Raw genomic sequence first — 500 nt, forward strand, 5'->3', positions numbered from 1 at the left:
GTGGGCGGCATCGCCTTCCTGATCGACTTCGCACTCTTCAACTACCTGGCCTTCGTCCAGGGCGCGGAGCAGGTCACCGCGAAGATCATCTCGACGGTCCTCGCCGCCACCATCGCCTTCCTGGGCAACCGCTTCTGGACGTGGCGACACCGCCAGCGCAACAACCCCGCGCGCGAGTACGCTCTCTTCTTCTTCTTCAACGGCGTCGGCCTGGGCATCGCGGTCGCCTGCCTCGCGATCAGCCGCTACGGGCTGGGCAGCCTCTGGCCGGAGGTGTTCCGGACCCCGCTCGCCGACAACAGCGCCAGCTTCGTCGTCGGCACCGGGCTCGGCACGCTGTTCCGGTTCTGGTCCTACCGGCGGTTCGTCTTCCCCGAAGCGGGAACCCCAGCGGTGCCGGAAGTGAAGCACGACCGAGACCACGGGGCGTGACCTGCCGCCCATCCCGTCCGGCCGGAACCTGCCGGCCCAACTCACTGCCCTAAGGTGTTCCGCATGCG

Annotated in this window: 1 protein-coding gene; it reads left to right on the plus strand. The window is 68.2% G+C overall.

Annotated elements, in window-relative coordinates; genetic code table 11:
- The coding region (locus SM447_RS30145; protein ID WP_474576248.1) for a GtrA family protein at positions 1-432 on the plus strand (432 nt) is incomplete at its 5' end.
- Positions 433-500 lie beyond the last annotated feature (68 nt).

The sequence above is a fragment of the Micromonospora aridisoli genome, from assembly GCF_056150025.1.